Source organism: Lactococcus sp. (genome assembly GCF_036648155.1).
GTDB lineage: Bacteria > Bacillota > Bacilli > Lactobacillales > Streptococcaceae > Lactococcus > Lactococcus cremoris.
Map to the genome: position 1 here is coordinate 60,377 of NZ_JAVXIY010000003.1, position 17,001 is coordinate 77,377.

The window sequence follows — 17,001 nt, forward strand, 5'->3', positions numbered from 1 at the left end:
GAATCTCCTTTTTGATGTTCTAACCTTCCAAAATTTCAATTTTTAAAGGTTGGGTTGAAATTTCCACTTGCCCTCCCAGAGGAAAAGTAAAAATCGGTTGAGTATGTCCAAAATCGACATCATAGACGACTGGAATTGTTTTTAAATGAGGGTATTTATCTAAAATAAAATATAAAATTTCTTCAGTCATCCCCTCTTCCTTTGGAAAACGACCAATGACTAAGGCAGAAATTTTAGGATAAACTTGTAAAAAATGAGCTAATTCTCGGTCCCAATCATAAAAATCTTCACCTTCAGCATTTTCTAAAAAAGCAATTGGTTGATTGGATTTGACCTGAGCACTAGTTCCTGTCACAAGCATCAGGGTATTGAGATTTCCGCCAATAATCTCCCCTGACGCTTTCCCATGATTATATATTTTCCAGGTAGCAGGCAGGAGATGACGAGCTTGAGTGGGGTCGTACCAAGCATCACTCGTGTAGAAATCGCTGGCATTTAAAGAATAAGTTGACTGACCAGCGACTGCATTTTGCCAGGAATTAGTTTGAAAGTCTTGCAATTCATCCATTAAAAAGGCGATGTAACCAGGACCATAGTAAGTGACTAAGCCAGTTTTAGCGAAGATTGCTTGATGAAGAACAGTGATATCAGAAAAGCCACAGAAAATTTTAGGATTATTTTTTACAATGTTCCAATCGATATAAGGGAGAAGTTCATTAGAGTTAAAGCCACCAATGGTACATAAAATAGCTTTGACATTAGGGTCTAAAAAAGCCGCATGGAAATCTGCAAGTCGTGAATTAATCGAACTTGATTCAAGCAAATCATTTTCTAAAATATGCTGACCAAAAGTAACCTGATAACCAAGTGCTTCAAGACGAGCTTTTGCTTTTAATTTGTCTTCAAATTTTCCGGTCCGAGTCAAAGAAGAACTAGGTGAAATCACGCGGATTTCATTGCCCTTTTGTAATTTTTTAGGAAATATTTTAGTCATTCATCAAAGCCCTCCGTCAGTAAATTGAACTAATTATAGCATTTACTGACAGCATTGTCATCAAAAATATTTGAAGATTTTAATTTAGGATTCTATTTTGAAAGTTACTGATGGAAATTCTGTCAGTAATCTTAAACAAAAAAATCTACTGACAAGTTATAAAAATTTCTGTCAGTAGATTTTTTTATTATTTAATTACTTCAAGTCCACCCATATAAGGACGAAGGACTTCAGGAACAGTGATTGAGCCATCTTCATTTTGATAATTTTCAAGGATAGCAGCCACAGTACGTCCAACAGCAAGTCCAGAACCATTCAAAGTGTGGAGGAGCTGAACTTTACCCTCTTCGTCACGATAACGAATTTGGGCACGACGGGCTTGGAAATCTTCACAGTTTGAACATGAAGAAATTTCACGATAAGTATTTTGAGCAGGAATCCAAACTTCTAAATCATAAGTTTTAGCAGCAGAAAATCCCATATCGCCAGTAGATAAAGCCACAACACGGTAAGCAAGACCCAATTTTTGAAGAATGTTTTCAGCATTTGCTGTCATTTTTTCAAGTTCGTCATAAGATTGGTCAGGTTTTGCAAATTTAACCATTTCAACCTTGTGGAATTGGTGCAAACGAATCAAACCACGAGTATCGCGACCAGCAGAACCAGCTTCAGAACGGAAAGAAGGGCTCATCGCTGTGAATTTAATTGGCAATTCGCTACCGTCCAAAATTTCGCCACGGTAGTAGTTAGTCAAGGGAACTTCAGCAGTTGGAATTAAGACAAAACCACGGTCATCTTTCAATTCAAAAGTGTCTTCTTTAAATTTAGGATATTGACCAGTTCCAAACATTGATTCTTGATTAACCATATAAGGAGTGATCATTTCAGTATAACCTTCTTTACCGTGCTCATCAAGCATGAAGTTATAAAGGGCACGTTCAAGTCTTGCTCCAGCACCCTTGTAGAAAAGGAAACGTGAACCAGTGACTTTACCACCACGTTCCCAGTCCAAAATTCCTAAATCTTCACCCAAATCCCAATGAGCTTTAGGTTCAAAATTGAAAGTTGGAGTTTGACCAACACGACGAACCTCAACATTGTCATCTTCATCAGCACCAATTGGCGTACTTTCATGAGGAAGGTTTGGCAACATGATGATGATTTCATTCAAGTTTTCTTCAATTTCAGTAAGTTCAGCGTCAATGGCTTTGATTTCAGCAGAAACTTTTTGCATCGCTGCAATTTGTGTGCTAGCATCACCTTTTGCACGTTTTACTTGGGAAATTTCATCAGAAACACTATTGCGTTCAGCTTTCAAAGCCTCAGATTTTACAATAAGTTCACGACGTTTAATGTCTAAGTCATGAAGTTTTTCAAGTTTTTCTTTTTCAACACCACGAGTAGCTAATTTTGCAGCAACGCCATCAAAATCAGCACGGATTTTTTTAATATCAAGCATAAGCTCTCCTTTATTTTTTGTTAATTTTATAATCAATCTACTGACGAAAATTTAAACGCTATAAGTAAGCTAAAAATCTTTTGTCAGTAGAAAAAAAGCGCCCAAATTCGAAATGAATTAGGGCGCGATAATCGCACGGTTCCACCTAAATTATCTATTGATTTACTGAAAAATCCGTCAGTAAAAATAGAACTCTGATGTTTGTAACGTAAACAGAACGTTCTCGTTTTCATGAGAAATTTAAAAGAAGTAGAAAGTCGTTGCTTAATTTTACTTGCTTTCACCAAACGCAAGCTCTCTAAAAAAAGTTCACAAGACCCTTTTCTAAAATTATTTTACCATTTTGTGAATTACTTTGTCAAAAATTTTAAAAGTGATTGCTGCTGGATTAAACATTTTCTATTTTTTGAAAGCACGACGGAAAGGGTCAAGTAAACTTGGGGCTCTGACAATGTTTTCCTTGCCCACATATTCAGCTACTCTCTTTAAAATAGGACCAGAATCTTTAGAAGAAAAGCGAACTTTTGCCTGAGTGTCCAAAATTAAAGAAAATTGCTGACCAAGTTTTCCGCTGATTGAAACATCAACTTCGGCACTTTTTATACTTTTCCAAGAAAAGAAAATATTTTTCCCACGGTGAGGATTTTTATATTGAAATTCAATTCCAGCATTTCCTAAAATAATTTTTCCATTTTCAACGACACCTAAATAAGCCGTTCCCTTTGTCTCCAAAAAAATTTCTGAATTATTAGCTTCCAAAATCGCCCTCATTTCCATTGATACTTGTATTATAACATATCTACAAAGGAGTAGATAATAAATTTTGATTCCAAAGAGGGATATGGTTTATAGATTAATTATAAAAATGTTATCATTAGATTATAAGAAAAAACTAATAAAGGAGGTAAGATGACTTTAATCGGAGTAAAAATTGATCGACTATTTCTCAGAGACTTATTCATACTACTCATTGGTGTAGGACTTTATATTTTATCCATTCAACTATTTGTTGTTCCTAATGCTATGGCAAGCAATGGAATTGCAGGATTTTCAGTCTTTATTCATTTTGTTTTTGGTCTCAATCCAGCCTTGACCTTTTTTGCGGTCAATATTCCATTGTTTCTTGTCAGTTGGAAATTACTTGAACAAAGAGAATTATTACTGACCATCCCAGGAGCATTAGCCATGAGCGGTTGGATGATGATATATGAGGCTATTGGAATTACAGGCTTTCAAATGGACTCATTAATTGCTGTAGGGGTGATTGATGGAATTCTTTCAGGGATTGGAGCAGGCTTAGTTGTCTTATCACAGGGGACATTTGGTGGCTCTATTCTCTTAGCTCGACTTTTTGAAAACAAATGGAAAATTTCTATTGATAAGACATTATTTGGGATTGATATTGTTGTGATGTTATTAGCACTTGTAACTTATCTGGCCCTTCCAAACTTTTTTGTGACACTCCTATCTTGTTTTATTTTTAGTAAAGTGACACGATTCATCGGACGTTCTTCTTATCGTCAGCAAGTTCTTGAAAAATTTGGATTAAGAAAAAGAGAAAGAAGTTGTACTTGCGCGACAAGTGACTGCTCATGTCCCAACTAATAAAAAAATCCCCAAACAGGGATTTTATTTTTTTTTCTTTCTTTTAAAAGCATTTTTAAAAGTTCCAAGGAAACTTGGCGATTTAACCACTTTTTCGTTTCCGAGATAGTGACGAATCCATTTTAAAACTGTTCCTGAGTTTTTCGAAGAAAAACGAACTTTAGAACCGTTTTGTAGAACGATTGAAAACTGACGACCGACTTTAACTTCACCCTTGAGTGTTTTAGAGACGTCACCCTCGACACGAGCAACTGAAGTCCAAGGAAAAGTCATATTTTTTTCAACATTGCGATCATTATAAAATTCAAAAGCAACATCGCCAATTAGAATTTTACCATATTCAGCAAAACCCAAATAAACAATTCCTTCTGTTGAATAATCAGCTTTAGTATTTAGTGATTGAGCCACAGATTCTCTCCATTTCATAGATTAATAATCTAAAAACCATTATACCATAAAAACGCTTTACTTGCTCTAAATATTCTAAAGTTCAAGTGATAAATTATAATAAAAAAACCAATCCGAAGATTGATTTTTGTTAATCCATTGATTACATGATTTGAGCCCAACGACCGAGGATACCCACGATGAAGAGACCAAAGATAATAACGATTGGAGAAACTTTTTTCTTAAGCAACCACATACAAAGGAATGTGATAAGCAAACCAGCAAGACCAGGAATCAATTGATTCAAGTTATCTTGAAGATAAGTTACTTTTGTAGGATCAAGAGAAAGTTTGTTACCTACTTGACCAAGAATCTCATGAAGTTGTGTACCAGATACAGAACCTTTAGGGAATTCTACGTAAGCACCTTTTTGTAAAGGAATTTTTGAAACAACAGCGTTAGCACCGTTGAAGTTGATTGTTACCCAACGTTGAATCAATACACCAAGGACGAACATACCAAGGATAGATGCACCTTTAGTAACAGTTTGGAGAAGTCCTCCACCAAGGTCTTTAGTGATTGCAGAACCTGATTTATAACCAAATTCTTGAGTGTACCACAAGAAAGCGATACGGATTGCATTCCACACGATGAAGAAGAAGAGTGGAGCGATGATTGAACCACCAACAGCCAATGAAGCTGCGATAGCACCAACGATAGGGCGAACTGTAAACCAGAAGACTGGGTCACCGATACCGGCAAGAGGACCCATCATACCAACTTTAACCCCTTGAATAGCGGCATCATCGATATCAGCACCGTTAGCACGTTCTTCTTCAAGGGCAAGAGTTACACCGATGATAGGAGCGGCAACGTATGGGTGAGTATTAAAGAATTCCAAGTGACGTTTCAAAGCTTCTTTAGCTTCTTCGCCAGAAGGGTAGAGTTTTTTCAATGCTGGAATGAGCGAGTAAGCCCAACCACCATTTTGCATACGTTCGTAGTTCCAAGAACCTTGGAGGAACATTGAACGCCACATAACGCTACGACGGATTTTCTTATCAAGAGTTACTTTTTTATCAGACATTTTTTAGATCCTCCTTTCTTAGTAGTCGTTCAAGATGTCGCCAATTGGGTCACCTGATGATGATGCAGTACCATTTCCAGAACCACCAGAAGATTGGAGGTTAAGGTAAACGATAGCGATAACAACACCGAGGACACCAGTTGCAATCAATGTTAATTCAGAGATTGGTGCGAGAGCGAAACCAAGGAAGAAGAAAGGCCATACTTCACGAGTAGCCATAAGGTTGATAACCATTGCATAACCAACGGCAACAACCATCCCACCACCGACAGCAAGACCACCAGAGATAACTGGAGGAATAGCAGCAAGTGCGTTTTGGATAGCTTCAGGTGAGATAACCAAAAGAAGTCCAGCAGGGATAGCGATACGCAAACCTTGACAGATAAGCGCGATGAAGTGCCACATTTCAACACCTGAGTAAGAACCATTTTCCGCAGCACGGTCAGCTTGGTGAACGAGCACAACTGAAAGCATACGTACAAGAGTAGTCAATACAAGACCAGCAGTTGCAAGCAAGATAGCAGCAGGAACGATAGTACCCATGATGTGAGTCAAATCAAAGTTGTTTGATTGAACCATCAAAATAGATGAGGCGATTGAGGCAAGGGCAGCATCGGGTGCGACAGCGGCACCAACGTTAGCCCAACCAAGAGCGATCAATTGAAGCGAACCACCGAGGATAATCCCTGCAGATGCGTGACCAGTAACAATACCGATGAGCGAGCAGGCGATAATTGGTTGGTGGAATTGCCATTGGTCAAGGATACCTTCAAGACCAGCAAGGAAGGCAACGAGAATGACCAAGATTACAGATAAAACACCGTATTCCATGTTTTTTATATCTCCTTAATTAATTAGCTGCCTAATATTCAATTTTATTAATCAGAATATCAGACGAGCATATTCTGATTATTGTACGTTAGCTTTGTTAATCAAACCAAAGAGGTCTGATTTAGAATCAGCCGGAACTTTACGTACGTCGAATTTAACTCCGAGGTCACGCAATTTTTCAAAAGTAGCAACGTCATCTTTGTCCATAGAAAGAACTTTGTTGAGCATTGTTTTACCAGTTGAGTGAGCCATAGAACCAACGTTCAATGTATCAATTGGTACACCACCTTCGATTGTTGCAAGAGCATCTTGTGGAGTTTCGAAAAGAAGAAGTGCTTTAGTGTCACCAAAGCGGGGGTCTTTAGCAACTTCGATCATTTTCTTGATTGGTATAACGTTAGCTTTTACACCAGTTGGGGCCGCTTGTTCAATGAGTTTCTTACGAAGTTCATCTTTAGAAACGGTGTCAGAAACAACGATGATGCGGTTTGCTCTTGAGTCTGGAGTCCAAGCAGTTGCAACTTGTCCGTGAAGCAAACGTGAGTCAATACGAGCGAGGTTAATTTTAATTTTACCATCACCGATGACTGTTCCTTCTGGGATTGCACCTTGAACAGCAGCCGGAGCAGCTGCAACAGCAGTTTCTTCAGCAGGTTGAAGTTCTTCAGGAAGTACTTTAATACCGCCTTTGGCTTCTTTCATAATATTTGCTACGACTTTATCCACTCCAGCAGACGCGTCCATCATGCGTTCTGTGTAGGCTTGGATAAGCATAGGCAGGTTGAGGCCTGTGATGATAGCGATCTTGCGCTCTGGATTTTCACCCATCACTGCACTTGCTTGGTTAAATGGAGAACCGCTCCATAAGTCAGCAAGGACAAGTACTTCATCTTCAGCATCAAATGTTGCGATGGCAGCTTCAATTTTAGCATGCAAATCAGTTGGTCCTTCGCTAGGCATAAAAGTAACAACTTGTACTTTTTCTTGCTCTCCGAAAATCATAGAACCAGATTGTTTGATGCCTGCAGCGAATTCACCATGGCTCGCAATAACAATTCCGATACTCAATGTGAGTAACCTCCTATATAAGATTATAATAAAAATTATTACTTAGTTATTATACTACTTCAAACCGATATTTGCAAATGTTTTCATAAAAATATTACAGTTGTTCTTTAAGGAATGGAAACCCTTTATAATTAATTTGTATAGATAGCTTTAAACCGCGTTTTTTTATGTACAAAATAAAAAAAGATTATCAAAGTAAGATAAATCTTTTTGAAAAACGACAGGAATCGAAAAACTTATGGTAGAATAGTAGTTGATAAAATAATACACTAATCCCTTGAAATTTTGAGGGCTCCGGTAGGACATGATTTGACAGCGAGAAGAAGTGAGGAAGTTTCTGAAAGTTCTTTTTGAACTTCATCCGTATCGTAAAATTTTACGATACCATTATCATAGTAGTCAAAAGTTTCTGGCGCATGGAGATTACATAAACCACATGCGATACATTTATCGGGAATTATTTTTATCTTCATATAAGAAATGATAATAAAAAAATAGTAAAATTGAAAGGAAAAGGTCGTGTCAACAAAAGAACCCTGGAATAATGAAATTTATCGTGCGATGAAAGAAGAATCGACTGAAATGAAAAGACATGATAGAGGAAAAGAAGAAAGCAAACGTCCTTTGACGACACGCTTTTTAACTTTTCTTGTTGTTCTTATGTTCATTCTGGTAGGGCTAGCTATTGGTTTCATCTTATGGAATAATCAAGTCAGAAATACGGCAAGTATTGCTAAAAGTTTCCATCAATCTTCAGCTTTATCAAAATCTAAACAATCAACGAGTCAAACCGCATCCTCTTCCTCAACTGAAGCTAGTACACCAGCTAGCAGTAGTACGGCTACTTCATCCTCATCAAGTAGCAGTTCAGAAACTGGAACAACATATACGATTGCAACGGGTGACTATCCAAGTACAATTGCGGCTAAGACAGGTATTCCTTGGGCGACAATTGCCAGCCTAAATGGAATTACTGCTGATGGATATAATGCTGATGGATCAGCTATTCATGCTGGGCAAGTTTTAAAATTGAAATAAAATTTCACTGACAGAAAGTTAAACAAGCTTCATATAGGAGAAAATCTTTCTTTTAATTCTGTCAGTAAAAAATATGACCTATAAGAGAAAATAAAAGATAAGGTAACGATAAAGATTCTATGAAAAAGATTCAAATTGCGATTGACGGTCCTGCGTCAAGTGGAAAATCAACGGTTGCAAAAATAATTGCGCGAAATCTTGGACTCATTTATTTAGACACAGGAGCCATGTATCGAGTGGCTACTTTGGTTGCTTTGCAAGAAAAAACAGAAGATGCTTCAAAAATCATCCAATTTATTGAAAATCATCCAATTTCTTTTGCAAATGGTAAAAATGGTCAAGAAGTGCTGGTTGGTTTGGATAATGTGACTGAAGTTATTCGGACAAATGAAGTAACAAATGCTGTTTCTAAAATTTCAGCAATGATGGAAATTCGTGAGTTTATGGTTGCTGAACAACAACGAATTGCTCAAAAGGATGGAATCATTATGGATGGTCGTGATATCGGAACCGTTGTTTTACCTCAGGCAAATTTGAAAATATTCCTAGTTGCTTCAGTTGATGAACGAGCTGAGCGACGTTATAAGGAAAATTTATCTAAAGGAATTCCGACAGATCTTGACCGATTAAAAGTTGAAATTGCTGAACGTGATCGCAAAGATAGCACACGAGTAGTTTCACCATTAAAACAAGCAGATGATGCAATTTTGCTTGATAGTACAGGGAAAACTATAAAAGAAATTGTTCAATTTATTGAAGAAAAGGCGAAAAAGCTCATGTAAAATGAGTTTTTTTATATTCTTCTGTATTATAAAATCTTAGTAAGATTTTGCAGGAATTATCAAACTTTGGTATAATAATATGACAATGAATGAAAAAAAGTATAAACGCTTAGAATACTTGAGACATAATATCAATTATCTCACAATCAGAGAGCGTCAAGAGTACTACGAGTTACTCAATGAACTGAAAAAAGATGGAAATTATTCTGAAGCTGAAGACTTTGAAGAATATACGGAACCAGAATATTCCGATTATGAATCAGAAAATTTTCAACAAAGAGATTTGGAATCACCCTCTAATAACTACAATACTAATAGAAGAAATACGAGAGAAAATATCCCAATCCAAGAAAGAAATAGAAATAAAATTTCTACAGGAAACAAAGGTTCCAAAAAAGCGAAATCTGGTAAGAAAAAGAAGCGACATTGGTTGAGAACAATATTTGGAATTATTGTCTTGATTATTGTGCTTATGATTGGTTTCTTTGTGTACGGCTATCAACGCGGAGTCAAGCATGAAGGAAGTCCTGCAAAACAAGAAAAATTTACAAGTTTAAAAAACTCTGATGGATCAGTAAATATTTTGTTACTCGGGGCTGACCAAAGACCTTGGCAATCTTCTGGTGTTGCTCATACGGATAGTATTATGGTTTTACATGTTAATAGTAAAGACCATAAGATACAAATTGTCAGCTTTATGCGTGACACCCTTGTCAATATTCCTGATGTGGGTTCAAGTGATTCCCCGGATGCAAAAATTAACTCTGCTTTTACAATTGGAGAACAATATAATAAGCAGGGGGTAAACTTGATGAGCGAGACATTGAAGAAAAACTTTGGCATTAATTGCCAATATTACGCGGTAGTAGATTTTTCAAGTTTTGCGACAATTATTGATTCTTTATTCCCAACAGGTTTAAAAATTGATGCAAAATTTTCAACAGTAAATGGTCAAACACTTCCGGCTGTACCCGTACCCGATGATCTTGCTGCAACGGAAGGGAAAACTTCAAGTGATAAAGACTTGACGGCAGAAGAGGCTGCGACTTTAGGCTATCCTGATGGTGGAGGAACATTTATGATGATTAAACCAGGAACTCAAAAGATGGACGGTCGCATGTTGTTAAACTATGCTCGTTTCCGTCATGATGATGAGGGAGATTATGGGCGTGTTAAACGTCAACAACAAGTTTTAGAAACAGTGATGTCTAAAATGAAAAATCCACTTGCTTTATTTACTGCATCAAGCGCTTTAGGAACAACGAGAGCTGTGACGATGACTAATATTCCAAATTCCTTCTTCCTAACCAAAGGAATTACGACCTTATTTGATATGAAAAATGGAATTAACTCAACAACCATACCAGCAAATAACGATTGGGAAAACGCTTATGATATGTATGGGGGACTTGGACTTTCAATTGACATGGCTAAATATAAATCAAAAGCCCAAGAACTTCTTGGTCAATAGCAAAGAAGTTACTGATGAAAAAACTGTCAGTAACTTTTTATGATTGAACTAAATAAAAATAAAATGTACAGGATTAATTTCTGGACATTTTTTTATTTAAGAGTTTTTAGATAAAAACAATGATTGCTTTGTCTCCTTAAGATTAGAGGATAGCTTATAAAAATATTCTAATTTTGCATTTTTATGATATGATATGAGTATGATAATATGATAAGTAGGTCTAATCCAATGATGTTAAATTATATTTATACTACTTTTTTAACAATTTTATACACACTTGTGATGTCACTTTCGCTCAGTTTATATCTTAAAGAACGCAAAAGGAATTATTTACTGATAAGTCTTTATTTTTTATTACTTATTTTAAATGGTTTAATTGTGACCATGTCCGAAACTTTTCAAATATTTGCAAATGACTATAATCGACAATTTATGGTCAATCCAATTATTAAAACGATTTACTATCTGGCAACTTTTGGTATCGCCTTAAAATTAGTGACTGATTTATTTGAAGAAAAAGTTAAAGCTTACCAATACGGACTTTATATCGGTTTTGCCCTATGGTTAATAGCCGTTCCATTCATGAGCAACTCGGCTTTAAAAGTTTGGTTGTATTATTTACCAAGTCAGCTCTTGACAGTTTATCTAGGCATTTATTTATTATGTCACTATCGACAGGTTAAGCAAAGCAGTTTTTTAGGGAAATATACGAGGCTGATTGGCATAATGGCCATCATCTTTGGACTATCCATAGTGGTGGAAGATACATTTATTATTTATTTTAGAGATATTTATCATACCAACATGCTTAAAATTCATAACCGAAATGTATCAGAAGATCTTTTCCATATCTCTTTGTGTATTATAGCTATCAAATATTTTTTATCTAATTATCAAACTGAAAATGAAGAAGTTCCACTTGCAGAGAAGGCAAACCTAATAAGTGCTGTTCATGATTCGACAGACGTTTATGAGGAAGAACAATATTATTTCGATAGATTTATGGATAAATATGGAATTACCCAAAGAGAAGGAGAAATTCTTCAACTGCTCCTACAACGTAAACACAATCAAGAAATAGCCAATCAGTTATATCTTTCATTAGGAACAGTCAAAACTCATACTCATAATATTTTTATAAAGCTTCAAGTCGAACGACGTTCGGAAGTTTGCGAAGTCTGGGAAGCATATGAAAAATCAGAACTTAGTCAATAATTTAAAAGCTCCATTTTTTGAATGGAGTTTTATTTATTTATTTATTTATAAAAAGAAAGCGTTTGAAAAAGCACTAAACCCTCCTAAACCTTTTGACTCAACCCCTTGGTAGCAAAGGGGTTTTTGCTTTTTAAAAAGATTAAATCCTCGAGTTGATTGTTTTAAGAAATCAACCTTGTTATACTGAAATCGTTCCCAAGTGGGAAGTCAAATAACTATTTTATTCAGGAGGAATAAACAAAATGGTAACAACTAACAAACGTGATTTCATCACAACAGAAGACTACACTAAAGAAGAAATTCTTGATATTGTGACGCTCGGTCTAAAAATTAAAGCAGCAATTAAAAATGGCTACTATCCACCACTTTTGAAAAACAAATCATTGGGAATGATTTTCCAACAAACCTCAACTCGTACTCGTGTTTCTTTTGAAACAGCGATGACTCAATTAGGAGGACATGCAGAATATCTCGCTCCTGGTCAAATTCAACTTGGTGGACATGAAACAATAGAAGATACGAGTACAGTTCTCTCTCGTCTACTCGATATCATAATGGCACGTGTTGACCGTCATGAATCTGTGAATAACCTAGCAAAACACACAACAATTCCAGTTCTTAACGGGATGTCTGACTATAATCACCCAACACAAGAAATTGGTGACTTGACAACAATGATTGAACATTTACCAGCGGGTAAAAAATTGGAAGATTGTAAAGTTGTTTTTGTTGGAGATGCAACTCAAGTTTGCTTCTCGTTAGGACTAATCGCTACTAAAATGGGAATGCATTTTGTACATTTTGGACCAAAGGGTTACCAACTAAATGAAGAACATCAAGCAAAACTAGCTGCAAACTGTGAAGTTTCTGGAGGGACTTTTGAAGTCACAGATGACGAGGAATCAATTGTTGGGGCAGATTTCCTTTACACAGATGTTTGGTATGGTTTATATGATGCAGAATTATCAGAAGAAGAACGTTTAGCTATTTTCTTCCCTAAATACCAAGTCACTCCAGAAATGATGGCCAAAGCAGGGGTTCATACAAAATTCATGCATTGCTTACCAGCATCCAGAGGTGAAGAAGTTGTTGATACGGTTATCGATGGTTCAGATTCAATTTGTTTTGATGAAGCAGAAAATCGTTTGACCTCTATCCGTGCTCTTCTTGTTTGGTTGATGTCTGACTATGCTGAAAAAAATCCTTATGATTTGAAAGCACAAGCCGAAGCTAAGTCCGATTTAGAAGCCTACTTAGAAAAATAGGAAAGTGTATCATTTATGGAAAATGGAAAGAAAAAATTTAGTCTATTTAGTGCTATTCTTTCTGTCATTTGTGTTGTTTTTGTTGCCGAGGCAGCAGCACCCGTTGCTGCCATTGGTAACTCACAGTTCTTTTGGTGGATTGTTCTCATCGTTGCCTTTCTCTTACCTTATGGTTTAATTACATCTGAACTTGGGACAACATATACTGGGGAAGGTGGTCTTTATGATTGGATTACAAAAGCATTTGGACATCGCTGGGGTTCACGGGCCTCTTGGTTTTATTGGGTAAATTTTCCCTTATGGATGGCATCACTCGCGGTACTTTGTCCCGATTTGTTGCACACAATGTTTGGTTTTCAGTTAAATACTGGTATCTCGCTGTTAATTGAATTAATTTTCATCTGGGTTATTGTTTTGATTAGTCTATACCCAGTAAGTGATAGTGTCTGGATTCTTAATGGTGGTGCGGTAATAAAGGTTTTCTTAGCATTAGCACTGGGAGGTTTGGGAGTTTATTCAGCTTTAACCAAAGGAGTAGCCAATCATTATACTTTGGCATCATTACTCCCAAGTTTTGATTTGCATAGTTTATCATTTATCTCAGTTATCATCTTTAATTTACTAGGTTTTGAGGTCATTTGTACATTTGCAGACAGCATGGAAAATCCCAAAAAACAAATTCCTCAATCAATCATTATTGGTGGAATTGTCATTGCAGCAATATACATGTTTTCTGCGTTTGGGATTGGTGTTGCCATCCCAACGGATAAACTTTCAACAAGTTCCGGTTTAGTAGATAGTTTTCAAGTAATGTTAGGAACACCAACTGGTTGGTTTATTAGTTTGATAGCCTTTCTGTTCTTGTTAACTCTTGTTGGGAATATGGTTTCTTGGTCACAAGGGGTCAATAATATCGCTAGTTATGCTGCTGATAATGGGGATATGCCTAAATTCTTTTCAAAACGACGTGCTTCTAATGGGATTTCTTGGGGAGCAGCTTTGATGAACGGAATTGTAGCGACATTTATTGTTGTTATTGCACCTTTACTACCAAATCAAGATTTATTCTGGTCTTTCTTCTCATTGAATCTAGTTCTATTTTTATTGAGCTATATTCCAGTCTTTCCAGCATTCTATAAGTTGCGCAAGATTGATCCTGATCAACCACGTCCGTTTAAAGTGAGTGGTAGTTCTAGTATGCTGAAAGTCTATATGGCTTTGCCAATGATTATCATTATTATTTCATTGATATTCACAGCAGTGCCTTTGCAATATGATAAAGCTTCCTTGACAGAACAATTGCCAATTACAATTGGAGCGATTATCTTTATCATTATTGGAGAACTGATTATTAAAGTTAAAAAAATACAAAAATAGGAGAGAAAAAAATGTCTAAACGTATTATTGGTACAACACCTAAAGAAGATGGATTTAGAATGCCCGGTGAATTTGAACCTCAAAATCAAATATTTATGATTTGGCCTGAACGTCCAGATAATTGGCGGGATGGAGCTAAACCAGTTCAAATTGCTTTTACTAATGTCGCAAAAGCCATCAGTAAATTTACACCCGTTACCATGCTCGTTTCACAAGCACAATATCAAAATGCTCGTTATCAACTTCCTGAACATGTGCGCGTGCTTGAAGTTTCAAATAACGACTCTTGGGTACGTGATTGTGGGCCAAGCTTTGTAATTAATGATAAGGGCGAACTTCGTGCTAATGACTGGACTTTTAATGCTTGGGGTGGTTTGGTTGATGGACTTTATTTTCCTTGGGATCAAGATGATTTAGTTGCCCAAAAGATTTGCGAGTTAGAACATGTTGATTCCTATCGGACCGATGATTTTGTGCTCGAAGGTGGCTCATTCCATGTTGACGGTGAAGGGACTGTTTTAACTACAGAAATGTGTCTTTTATCTGAAGGACGTAACCCTCATATGAGTAAAGAAGACATTGAAAATAAACTTAAAGCTCATTTGAATGTTGAAAAAGTACTTTGGTTAGGTGATGGAATTGACCCAGACGAAACAAATGGGCACGTGGATGATGTTGCTTGTTTTGTAGCTCCAGGTGAAGTTGCTTGTATTTATACTGATGATAAAAAATCACCATTTTATGAAGCAGCCCAAGATGCTTATAAACGATTAAATCAAATGACAGATGCTAAAGGTCGTCAACTTAAAGTTCATAAATTGACCTGCCCAGTAAATAATGTCACGATTAAAAAAGAATTTAAGATTGATACAGTTGAAGGAACTTTGCCTCGTGAGGATGGGGATATCTGTATTGCTTCCTATATGAACTTTTTAATTACTAACAAAGGAGTTATTGTCCCTCAATATGGTGATGAAAATGATGCTCTGGCTTTAAAACAAGTTCAAGAAATGTTCCCAGAACGTGAAATTGTTGGAGTAAATACAGTTGAAGTAGTCTATGGCGGCGGAAATATTCACTGTATTACACAACAACAACCGAAAGCCAAATAGTATTAGAGAGGACATGAAATAAAATGGCAAAACGTATTGTAGTAGCTTTAGGAGGGAATGCTATTTTAAGCAGTGACCCTACAGCACAAGCGCAAGCTAAGGCACTTAATAAAACCGCTGAACAATTAATGCCTTTAATAAAAGACAATGATGTTGAAATGGTCGTCACTCACGGAAATGGTCCACAAGTTGGTAATTTGCTTTTGCAACAACTTGAAAATGATTCTCCTAAAAATCCAGCTATGCCTCTCGATACAGCAGTTGCGATGACTCAAGGACAAATTGGTTATTGGATGGCTCAGGCTTTTACACAAGCCCTTGCTAATAATGGAATGTCCGAAGTTCCATTTGTTTCAGTAGTAACAAGAACGGTCGTCGACCCTAAAGATGGAGCTTTCAAAAATCCGACAAAACCTATTGGACCTTTTTACAGTAAAGATGAGGCCAAAGGGATTCAAGAAAAATATCCAGATTGGAAAATGATTGAGGACTCTGGACGGGGATATCGTCGGGTTGTTCCATCACCTTTGCCTCTTAAAATTGTCGAAGCCAATGCGATTAAACCCTTGTTAGAAGCAGCGGCATTAGTCACTGTATCTGGTGGTGGAGGGATTCCAGTCATTGAAAGTAATCAGGGCTATCAAGGAGTTGAAGCAGTAATCGATAAAGATTTTTCTGCGGCAAAATTGGCAGAGCTTGTGGATGCTGACGAATTAGTTATTTTTACCTCAGTGGGTGATGTCTTTCTAAATTTCGGGAAACCTAATCAAAAAGCACTTGGGGTTGTTCCCGTCAGTGAAATGCGTCTGTATCTGGAAGAAGGATATTTTGCCGCTGGTTCTATGAAACCAAAAGTTGCTGCTGCTGTTGCCTTTGTAGAAAATACAGGAAAGCACGCAACAATTACTTCACTAGAAAATGTTGAAAATTTTGTAAAAACAGGTGCTGGAACACGCATTGTACCAGATTGATGTGGGATAATTTCGTAAAAATGTCGCTTTGATTTTTTAGGATATTCTTTTTTTACATATCAAAAACAAATATGGGATAATTGATCCAATAAACTAAAAAAGTACGCTCATTTAGAGGTGATGTAATTTATGTTGAAAAAAGAACTCAATAAAATAAATAACGTAAAAACTAAGTATGATTTGTAATGTCATTTATATATGTGTTATAATATAAAAGTACCTCTTAGCGTTGGGGTACATAAGCAAATTCTACGGAGCTTCTCGGATATTGAAGTTCCTAAAAGTCTCTGTTAGTTCAGAGACTTTTTTTCTTTTAAAATTCGAAAATAAAAAACTACT

17 protein-coding genes are annotated in these 17,001 nt (G+C 36.5%); 9 read left to right on the forward strand and 8 right to left on the reverse strand.

Features of this window, described 5'->3' with window-relative positions; all coding sequences use genetic code 11:
• Nucleotides 1-19: 19 nt before the first annotated feature.
• The 3 genes from RSC39_RS03800 to RSC39_RS03810 form a co-directional block, all read right to left on the reverse strand.
• Nucleotides 20-994: an LD-carboxypeptidase gene (locus RSC39_RS03800; protein WP_332535213.1), complete on the reverse strand. Its 975-nt coding sequence runs from the start codon at nucleotides 992-994 to the stop codon at nucleotides 20-22.
• A 187-nt stretch (nucleotides 995-1,181) separates the two neighbouring features.
• Nucleotides 1,182-2,453 carry a serine--tRNA ligase gene (gene serS / locus RSC39_RS03805; protein WP_332535215.1) on the reverse strand — a complete coding sequence of 424 codons (1,272 nt, stop codon included), beginning with the start codon at nucleotides 2,451-2,453 and terminating at the stop codon, nucleotides 1,182-1,184.
• A 399-nt stretch (nucleotides 2,454-2,852) separates the two neighbouring features.
• Nucleotides 2,853-3,212: a DUF956 family protein gene (locus RSC39_RS03810; RefSeq protein WP_231105796.1), complete on the reverse strand. Its 360-nt coding sequence runs from the start codon at nucleotides 3,210-3,212 to the stop codon at nucleotides 2,853-2,855.
• 150 nt (nucleotides 3,213-3,362) lie between these two features.
• Between RSC39_RS03810 and RSC39_RS03815 the strand changes: the two genes are divergently transcribed.
• Nucleotides 3,363-4,058 (forward strand): YitT family protein, encoded by a 696-nt coding sequence (locus RSC39_RS03815; RefSeq protein WP_332535219.1) that lies wholly within the window; start codon nucleotides 3,363-3,365, stop codon nucleotides 4,056-4,058.
• Nucleotides 4,059-4,082: 24 nt separating this feature from the next.
• On the opposite strand, the gene RSC39_RS03820 is transcribed toward RSC39_RS03815, so the two are convergent.
• From RSC39_RS03820 to RSC39_RS03840, 5 genes are all read right to left on the reverse strand, one after another.
• Nucleotides 4,083-4,466: a DUF956 family protein gene (locus RSC39_RS03820; RefSeq protein WP_011676702.1), complete on the reverse strand. Its 384-nt coding sequence runs from the start codon at nucleotides 4,464-4,466 to the stop codon at nucleotides 4,083-4,085.
• A 142-nt stretch (nucleotides 4,467-4,608) separates the two neighbouring features.
• Nucleotides 4,609-5,532: a PTS system mannose/fructose/sorbose family transporter subunit IID gene (locus tag RSC39_RS03825; protein ID WP_021037643.1), complete on the reverse strand. Its 924-nt coding sequence runs from the start codon at nucleotides 5,530-5,532 to the stop codon at nucleotides 4,609-4,611.
• A gap of 18 nt (nucleotides 5,533-5,550) precedes the next feature.
• Entirely contained in the window at nucleotides 5,551-6,363 is an 813-nt protein-coding gene (locus tag RSC39_RS03830; RefSeq protein ID WP_011834717.1) for a PTS mannose/fructose/sorbose transporter subunit IIC, read from the reverse strand.
• Nucleotides 6,364-6,441: 78 nt separating this feature from the next.
• A complete protein-coding gene (locus RSC39_RS03835) occupies nucleotides 6,442-7,431 on the reverse strand; it encodes a PTS sugar transporter subunit IIB (protein ID WP_063281070.1) in 990 nt (329 codons plus the stop codon).
• Between the two features lie 269 nt (nucleotides 7,432-7,700).
• Entirely contained in the window at nucleotides 7,701-7,904 is a 204-nt protein-coding gene (locus RSC39_RS03840; protein WP_011676698.1) for a ferredoxin, read from the reverse strand.
• A gap of 46 nt (nucleotides 7,905-7,950) precedes the next feature.
• Between RSC39_RS03840 and RSC39_RS03845 the strand changes: the two genes are divergently transcribed.
• The 8 genes from RSC39_RS03845 (at nucleotide 7,951) to arcC (ending at nucleotide 16,662) form a co-directional block, all read left to right on the forward strand.
• Nucleotides 7,951-8,469, forward strand: a complete 519-nt coding sequence (locus RSC39_RS03845; protein ID WP_063281071.1) for an SAG1386/EF1546 family surface-associated protein — start codon at nucleotides 7,951-7,953, stop codon at nucleotides 8,467-8,469.
• 119 nt (nucleotides 8,470-8,588) lie between these two features.
• On the forward strand, nucleotides 8,589-9,251 hold the full coding sequence (gene cmk / locus RSC39_RS03850) for a (d)CMP kinase (RefSeq protein ID WP_332535224.1): 663 nt from the start codon (nucleotides 8,589-8,591) through the stop codon (nucleotides 9,249-9,251).
• A gap of 79 nt (nucleotides 9,252-9,330) precedes the next feature.
• Nucleotides 9,331-10,722, forward strand: coding sequence for an LCP family protein (locus tag RSC39_RS03855; protein ID WP_081213882.1), 1,392 nt, complete (start codon nucleotides 9,331-9,333; stop codon nucleotides 10,720-10,722).
• 282 nt (nucleotides 10,723-11,004) lie between these two features.
• The gene (locus tag RSC39_RS03860; protein WP_332535226.1) at nucleotides 11,005-11,937 is read left to right on the forward strand and encodes a LuxR C-terminal-related transcriptional regulator; all 933 of its coding nucleotides are present in this window, start codon (nucleotides 11,005-11,007) and stop codon (nucleotides 11,935-11,937) included.
• A 242-nt stretch (nucleotides 11,938-12,179) separates the two neighbouring features.
• Nucleotides 12,180-13,202: a putrescine carbamoyltransferase gene (ptcA, locus tag RSC39_RS03865; protein WP_332535228.1), complete on the forward strand. Its 1,023-nt coding sequence runs from the start codon at nucleotides 12,180-12,182 to the stop codon at nucleotides 13,200-13,202.
• Nucleotides 13,203-13,217: 15 nt separating this feature from the next.
• Complete coding sequence (locus RSC39_RS03870; RefSeq protein WP_332535230.1) at nucleotides 13,218-14,579, forward strand: APC family permease; 1,362 nt, start codon at nucleotides 13,218-13,220, stop codon at nucleotides 14,577-14,579.
• An 11-nt stretch (nucleotides 14,580-14,590) separates the two neighbouring features.
• Entirely contained in the window at nucleotides 14,591-15,691 is a 1,101-nt protein-coding gene (gene aguA / locus RSC39_RS03875) for an agmatine deiminase (protein ID WP_332535232.1), read from the forward strand.
• Nucleotides 15,692-15,714: 23 nt separating this feature from the next.
• Entirely contained in the window at nucleotides 15,715-16,662 is a 948-nt protein-coding gene (arcC, locus tag RSC39_RS03880) for a carbamate kinase (protein ID WP_332535234.1), read from the forward strand.
• Nucleotides 16,663-17,001 lie beyond the last annotated feature (339 nt).